The following is a 6,663-nucleotide window of genomic DNA, read 5'->3' on the forward strand; positions in this document are numbered from 1 at the left end:
CAAGAAGCTGATGCCCGACTGGGGGCGCGCTTCGCGGTCGGTGCGCACCAGGCAGAAGATCATGTTGGCGTGCTGGCCCTGGGTCGTCCAGGTCTTTTGGCCGTTGACGATGTAGTGGTCGCCTTGGGCGTCCACGCCGCGCACCGCCGTGGTCTTGACCGAGGCCAAGTCAGAGCCCGAGCCCGGCTCGGAGTAGCCCTGGCACCACCAGTCGGCGCCGCTCAGAATGCGCGGCAGCCAGTACTGCTTTTGCGCCTCGTTGCCGTACTTGATGAGCACCGGGCCCAGCATGTTGACGCCAAAGGGCACGATGCGCGGGCCACCGGCCAGGGCGCACTCGTTGTCAAAAATGAACTTCTGCACCGCGCCCCAGCCGGGGCCGCCGTACTGTTCGGGCCAGTGGTTGGCCAGCCAGCCGCGTGCGTTGAGGATGGCGTGCCACTCCTCCTGGTCTTCCTTGGTCAGGCGCTGCCCGGCCTTGACCTTGTTGGCAATGCGGGCAGGCAGTTTGTCGCGCAGAAAAGCCTGCACCTCGGCGCGGAAGGCTTCTTCTTCGGGGGTGAAATTCAGGTCCATATCTTTCCTTGGTAGTCAGTTGGGGGCAGAGCAAAAATTGCGGTGCAATTTCTTGGTCTGTCCCGCAAGGTTTCAGAAGATCTCAAACAAGCCAGCGGCGCCCATGCCCCCGGCAATGCACATGGTGACAACGCCCCACTTGGCTTTGCGGCGGCGCCCTTCCAGCAGCAAATGGCCCACCAGGCGCGCGCCGGTCATGCCAAACGGGTGGCCAATCGAGATGGCGCCACCGTTGACGTTGAGTCGCTCGGTGGGGATGCCCAGGCGGCGCTGGCAGTACAGCGCCTGCGAGGCAAACGCTTCGTTCATCTCCCACAGGTCGATGTCCTGCACCGTCAGGCCGTGGCGCGCCAGCAGTTTGGGCACCGCAAACACCGGGCCGATGCCCATCTCATCGGGCTCGCAACCGGCCACGGCAAAGCCCCGGAAGGCGCCCAGCGCTTGCAGGCCCAGGCGCTCGGCCTGGGTGGAATCCATCAGCACGCAGGCGCTGGAGCCATCCGACAGCTGCGAGGCATTGCCCGCCGTGACGAACTGGCCCGGGCCTTTGACGGGTTCGAGCTGCGCCAGCGCCTCCAGCGTGGTGCTGGGGCGGTTGCAGTTGTCGCGTGTAGCCACCACGTCGCGGTAGGTGACTTCGCCCGTCTCTTTGTTTTTTTCTGCCATGCGGGTGGCGCAGGGCACGATCTCGTCGGCAAACAGGCCCTGGGCCTGCGCGGCGGCGGTGCGCTGCTGGCTCAGCAGCGAGAAGGCGTCCTGGTCTTCGCGCGTGATGCCGTAGCGGTGGGCCACGGTGTCGGCGGTGTCGATCATGGCCATGTAGAGGTCGGGCTTGTGCTCTTTCAGCCAGGGGTCGATATCGGCGGGCAGACCGGCGCGGATGGCCGAGATGCTCTCCACACCGCCGGCCACCATGGCGGGCACGCCTTCGGCCACGATGCGGTCGGCCGCCGTGGCAATGGCCTGCAAGCCCGAGGCGCAAAAGCGGCTCACGGCCACGCCCGCCACCGACAGCGGCAAACCGGCGCGCACCACGGTCTGGCGGCCAATGTTTTTGCCAGTGATGCCTTCGGGGTAGCCGCAGCCCATCACCAAATCTTCGATCAGCGCCGGGTCGATGCCCGCGCGCTCCACGGCGGCCTTGACCGAGAAAGCGGCCAGCTGCGGTCCCGGCGTGGCGTTGAATTCACCCCGGTGGGATTTGGCCAGCGGCGTGCGGGCGGTGGAAACGATAACGGCTTGGCGCATGGTTTTGCTCCTTTTTTGCTAGCTGCTTGCGCTTTCCACGCAAGAGTTTGGCAGCAAAGAAGCCATCAAACCCAGCACAGACGTGCGCCAGCAGCTATTGTTTTGATAGTTCTGTGGCAGATACGGTAGCGGCGCGAGGGCTCAGGCGCTGTGGTTCAGGCTGTCGAAGTTTTTGCCTTCTTGCACCAGCTTCACCAGCAGCGGCGAGGGCTTCCAGAACAGCGGGTCTTCTTTGGCAAAGGCTTCGATGTCGGCCAGCAGCTGGGGCAGGCCGTACATGTCGGCCCACTTCATGGGGCCACCGCGAAAGCGCGGAAAGCCGTAGCCCGAGATAAAGGTCACGTCCACGTCCAGCGGGCGCAGGGCAATGCCTTCGTTGACCACGTTGGCGCCTTCGTTGGCCATGGCGGCCATGTAGCGGCGCATGATTTCGTCGGCGGTAAAGCTGCGCGGTGTGATGCCTTTTTTGGCGCGCTCGGCGTCCACGATGGCCAGCACTTCAGGGTCAGGCTGGCCCGTGCGGGCGCCTGCGGGGTAGAGGTAAAAACCGCGCTGGGTTTTCTGGCCAAACCAGCCGCGCTCGCAGATGCGGTCGGACACCTCAACGTAGCGCGCTTTGGGGTCGCGCGTGGCGGCGCGGCGCTTGCGCGTGGCCCAGCCAATGTCGCCACCGGCCAGATCCGTCACCTGGAACGGGCCCATGGCAAAGCCAAAACCGCGCACGGCCTCGTCGATCTCGTAAGGGCTGGCGCCGTCTTCCATCAAATAATCGGCCGCCTGGCGGTACACGGCCAGGATGCGGTTGCCGATGAAGCCATCGCACACGCCCGCACGCACGGGCACTTTTTTCAGCTTCTTGGCCAGCTCGAAGGCGGTGGCCACCACGTCGGCGCTGACTTTGGCGGGCACCACGATTTCCAGCAGCTTCATGATGTTGGCCGGGCTGAAAAAGTGCAGGCCGATCACGTCCTGCGGGCGGCTGGTGGCTGCCGCAATGGCGTCAATGTCGAGGTAGGAGGTATTGGTGGCCAGCACGGCGCCGGGTTTGCACACGCGGTCCAGTTCCTTGAACACGGCTTTTTTCACTTCGAGGTCTTCAAACACGGCCTCGATCACCAAGTCCACGTGGGCCAGGTCGTCGTACGAGGTGCTGCCGGTGTAGCGGGCCAGCACGGCGGCCTTGGCTTCTTCGGTCATGCGGCCTTTGGCGACCAGGCCGGTGTACACCTTTTCGACGTTGGCGCGGCCCCGGGCGATGGAGTCGGCGTCGCGCTCGACCATGGTCACGGGGTAGCCCGCATCCAGCGCCGAGACGGCAATGCCCGCGCCCATGGTGCCGCCGCCGATGATGGCGATGCTGGCAAACGCGCGCGGTGCGGCGGCCTTGGCCTCGGGCACCTTGACCACTTCGCGTTCGGCAAAAAAGGCGTGGATCAGGCCAGCGCGCTGCGGGCTGTCGAGGCACTGCAAGAACAGCGAGCGCTCCAGCGCCATGCCCTCGTCAAACGGCAGCTGCACCGCCGCCTGCACGCATTCGATGATTTTCAGGGGCGAGAACAGGCCCCGGGTTTTCTTGGCGGTGTCTGCCTTGAGCGCATCCAGCTCGGCCAGCGCAGCGGCTGGGTCGGGGATGGCGATGTCGCGGGTGCGGCGCACGGGGGCGTTTTGCACCAGCAGCGCGTTGGCGTAGGCCAGGCCAGCGGCCAGGGCGTCGTCGCCTTCCACCAGCTGATCGACCAGACCCGCCGCCAGCGCGGCCTTGGCCGACAGGTGCTTGCCGCTGAGCATCAGCTCGGTGGCAGATTTCACGCCCATCAGGCGCGGGGCGCGCTGCGTGCCACCCGAGCCGGGCAGCAGGCCCAGCGTCACTTCGGGCAGGCCCAGCTTGGCGGCAGGCAGTGCCAGGCGGTAGTGGGCCGACAGCGCCACTTCCAGGCCACCGCCCAGGGCGGCGCCGTGCAGCACGGCCACCACGGGCTTGGTGCAGTCTTCGATGGCGCGGCACACCTCGGGCAGCGAGGGCGGCATGGCGGGCTTGCCAAACTCGCGGATGTCGGCACCGGCAATAAAGGCCTTGCCCGCGCCCACCAGCAGCACACCCGCCACAGCGGCATCGGCCTGGGCCTGCGCGATGGCAGCGGCCAGACCCTGGCGCACGGCCACGCCCAGCGCGTTGACCGGCGGGTTGTCGATGGTGACCACCAGAATGGCGCCCGTGCGGGCCGTGGTGACAACGGAATCGGGAATAGCTGCAGCCATGCGGGAGTCTCCTGGTAGTTGGGAATGAGACAGCTATTGTTGATGCGCCAAACAATCTTGACAATTACATTAACGATTGACAGACTGTCAAATATCTTTTGACACAAAAGGCATATCGTCGCTCCCTCCCATGGAAATCACCTCCCTGACCGTGCTGGTGGACATTCTGGACGCTGGCAACCTCAGCCAAGCCGCGCGCAACCTGAAGATGACGCGCGCCAACGTCAGCTACCACCTCAGCCAGCTGGAAAAATCGGTGGGCGTGCAGCTGGTGCGCCGCACCACGCGCCGCGTCGAGCCCACCGAGGTGGGTCTGCGCCTGTACCAGCATGGCCGCGCCATCCAGAACGAGATGCGGGCCGCGCGCGAAACCATTGCCACGCTGGGCCAGGGCCTGCAAGGCCGCGTGGGCCTGAGCGTGCCCAGCGGCTACGGGCAGATGGTGATGTCGGACTGGCTGATCGACTTCAAGCGCCTGTACCCCGGCATCGTGCTCGATGTGCGCTTTGAAAACCGCGTGGACGACCTGATCCGCGACGAGGTGGACATTGCCATCCGCGTCATGCCCGAGCCCCCGCCCACGCTGGTGGCGCGCGACATGGGGGCGGTGCGCTACACGGCCTGCGCCTCGCGCGAGTACGCGCAGGTACACGGCCTGCCCACCGGGCTGGAGGCGCTGCGCACCGCGCCGCTGATCACGGCGGGCGTGGTGGGACGCCAGCTGCGCCTGCGCGCCTACCAGGGCGAACGGCGCGAAGAGGTGACGCTGGAGCCGACGCTGATCTCGGAGCACTTTCCGTTTCTGCGCCAGGGCATTCTGGCCGGGCTGGGCGTGGGGCTGGTGCCCGACTACGTCGTGCAAGACGCCGTGGCCAGTGGCGAGGTGCTGACCACGCTGGACGAATGGCGGCTGAGCATTTTCGGCACGCAGATGTTCATGCTCTACATGCCCGACCGCCACCAGACGCGGGCCGTGCGCACCTGCATCGAGTATTTGCTGGGCCGCGCCCTGCCCACGGGCGCCGCGCCGCCTGCGCCTGCGCCTGCGGCACCGCTGCCCTGCCCGCCCACGCCCTGAAGCGAGCCGGGCCGGGCGCCCCGCTCAATCCAGCGCCAGCGCCAGCGCAATGGGCAAAAACACCACCGCCGCCACGTTGCCGATCAGCACCATGGAGGCCACCTTGTCGGGCTCTTGCTGGTAGCGCTCGGCAAACATGTAGTTCAGCACGGCGGGCGGCAGCGCGCCAAACACCAGCACCAGCGCCTGCTCGCGCGCGGGCAAGTCCAGCACCTGAAGCACCGCCCAGGCCAGGGCCAGACCCACAATGGGGCGCAGCGCCGCACCGAACAGGCCCACGCCCACGGCGGTGATTTTGGAATCGGCCAGGCGCGCGCCCAGGGCAAACAGCATCAAAGGGATGGAGATGTCGCCCACCATCTTCACCGACATCAACAGCGGCGGCCACACCGTAATGCCCGCCAGCCCCACCGCCAGACCCGCCAGCGTGGCCAGGATGACGGGCGAGCGCCACAGCGTCAGCAGCCGGGTGCGGTGGTCCAGCAGCCAGGCGCCAAACGAGAAATGCAGCAGGTTGGACACCAGAAACATCACCACCGCCGGGGCCAGCGCCGTTTCGCCAAACGCCAGCACGGCCAGCGGCAGGCCCAGGTTGCCGCAGTTGTTGAACATCATGGGCGGCACCAGGGTTTTGGGCTGCATGCCCAGCGCCTTGGCCGCCAGCCAGCCCACCACGCCCGAGCCCACCATCATGAACGCCGCCGCCCCGGCCAGCGGCAGGTACTCGGTCAGGCGGAAGTCTTTGCTGACCATGGCGGCAAACACCAGCGCGGGCACGAACACATCCATGTTCAGCTGGTTGGCGTGGCTCAGGTCGGGGCGGCTGCGCCGTCCCACCCAAAAACCCAGGGCGGTGATGGCGAACATGGGAAACAAAATGGCAACAATGCGCAGCAGCATGGGAAGCACCGAAGAATAAAAAAAGCCTGCGGTGGCAGGCAGGCTCCGATTGTCCGACTTTCAGGGGGCGGGTGCCGCCCCCAGCGGCGGCAACACGCGCTACGTCAGGGGCGACCGTAAGTGGCCGTGAAACTGGCCTTGGCCAGCGTGTGGGCGTTGACCATGAAGCCCGCCAGCGCCGCCGTGGCATCGTCGGGAATCTCCAGCTTGGGCACCCCCAGGGCATGTACGGTGAAGATGTAGCGGTGCGGCTTGTCGCCCGGCGGCGGGCACACGCCGCCCCAGGCAAAGCTGCCGTAGTCGTTGCGAATCTGGCGCGCACCCGCAGGCAACCCGGTGCTGCCCTGCGCACCCGCGTTGGGCGCCAGCGCAGTGGTGGTGGCGGGCACATCCACCACAAACCAGTGCCACCAGCCCGAGCCGGTGGGCGCGTCGGGGTCGTACACCGTCACGGCAAAGCTCTGCGTGCCTTCGGGCGCGCCGCTCCACTGCAACACGGGCGATTCGTTGCGGCCCGAGCAGCCAAAGCCGTCGAACTCGAAATGCTGCGGCACGGTGCCGCCGCTGGCGATGTCGGGGCTGGAGAGGGTGAATGTGGTCAT

6 protein-coding genes are annotated in these 6,663 nt (G+C 66.6%); 1 reads left to right on the top strand and 5 read right to left on the bottom strand.

Annotated features, from left to right (window positions below; translation table 11 throughout):
- From PHX69_RS14565 to PHX69_RS14575, 3 genes are all read right to left on the bottom strand, one after another.
- Positions 1-576, bottom strand: a 576-nt coding sequence (locus PHX69_RS14565) for an acyl-CoA dehydrogenase family protein (RefSeq protein WP_288044630.1), incomplete at its 3' end; no start/stop codon positions are given.
- 72 nt (positions 577-648) lie between these two features.
- Positions 649-1,824 (bottom strand): acetyl-CoA C-acyltransferase, encoded by a 1,176-nt coding sequence (locus PHX69_RS14570; protein ID WP_288044632.1) that lies wholly within the window; start codon positions 1,822-1,824, stop codon positions 649-651.
- A 141-nt stretch (positions 1,825-1,965) separates the two neighbouring features.
- A complete protein-coding gene (locus PHX69_RS14575; protein ID WP_288044634.1) occupies positions 1,966-4,083 on the bottom strand; it encodes a 3-hydroxyacyl-CoA dehydrogenase NAD-binding domain-containing protein in 2,118 nt (705 codons plus the stop codon).
- 130 nt (positions 4,084-4,213) lie between these two features.
- On the opposite strand from PHX69_RS14575, the gene PHX69_RS14580 reads away from it, so the two are divergent.
- Positions 4,214-5,161: a LysR family transcriptional regulator gene (locus PHX69_RS14580; protein ID WP_288044637.1), complete on the top strand. Its 948-nt coding sequence runs from the start codon at positions 4,214-4,216 to the stop codon at positions 5,159-5,161.
- A 24-nt stretch (positions 5,162-5,185) separates the two neighbouring features.
- Here the strand turns inward: PHX69_RS14580 and PHX69_RS14585 are convergent, their stop codons facing one another.
- Together PHX69_RS14585 and PHX69_RS14590 are read right to left on the bottom strand one after the other, a co-directional pair.
- Entirely contained in the window at positions 5,186-6,061 is an 876-nt protein-coding gene (locus PHX69_RS14585; RefSeq protein ID WP_288044639.1) for an AEC family transporter, read from the bottom strand.
- Positions 6,062-6,165: 104 nt separating this feature from the next.
- On the bottom strand, positions 6,166-6,663 hold a 498-nt coding region (locus PHX69_RS14590), incomplete at its 5' end, for a YbhB/YbcL family Raf kinase inhibitor-like protein (RefSeq protein ID WP_288044641.1).

It is taken from the genome of Simplicispira sp., assembly GCF_028687295.1.
Taxonomy (GTDB): domain Bacteria; phylum Pseudomonadota; class Gammaproteobacteria; order Burkholderiales; family Burkholderiaceae_C; genus Simplicispira; species Simplicispira metamorpha.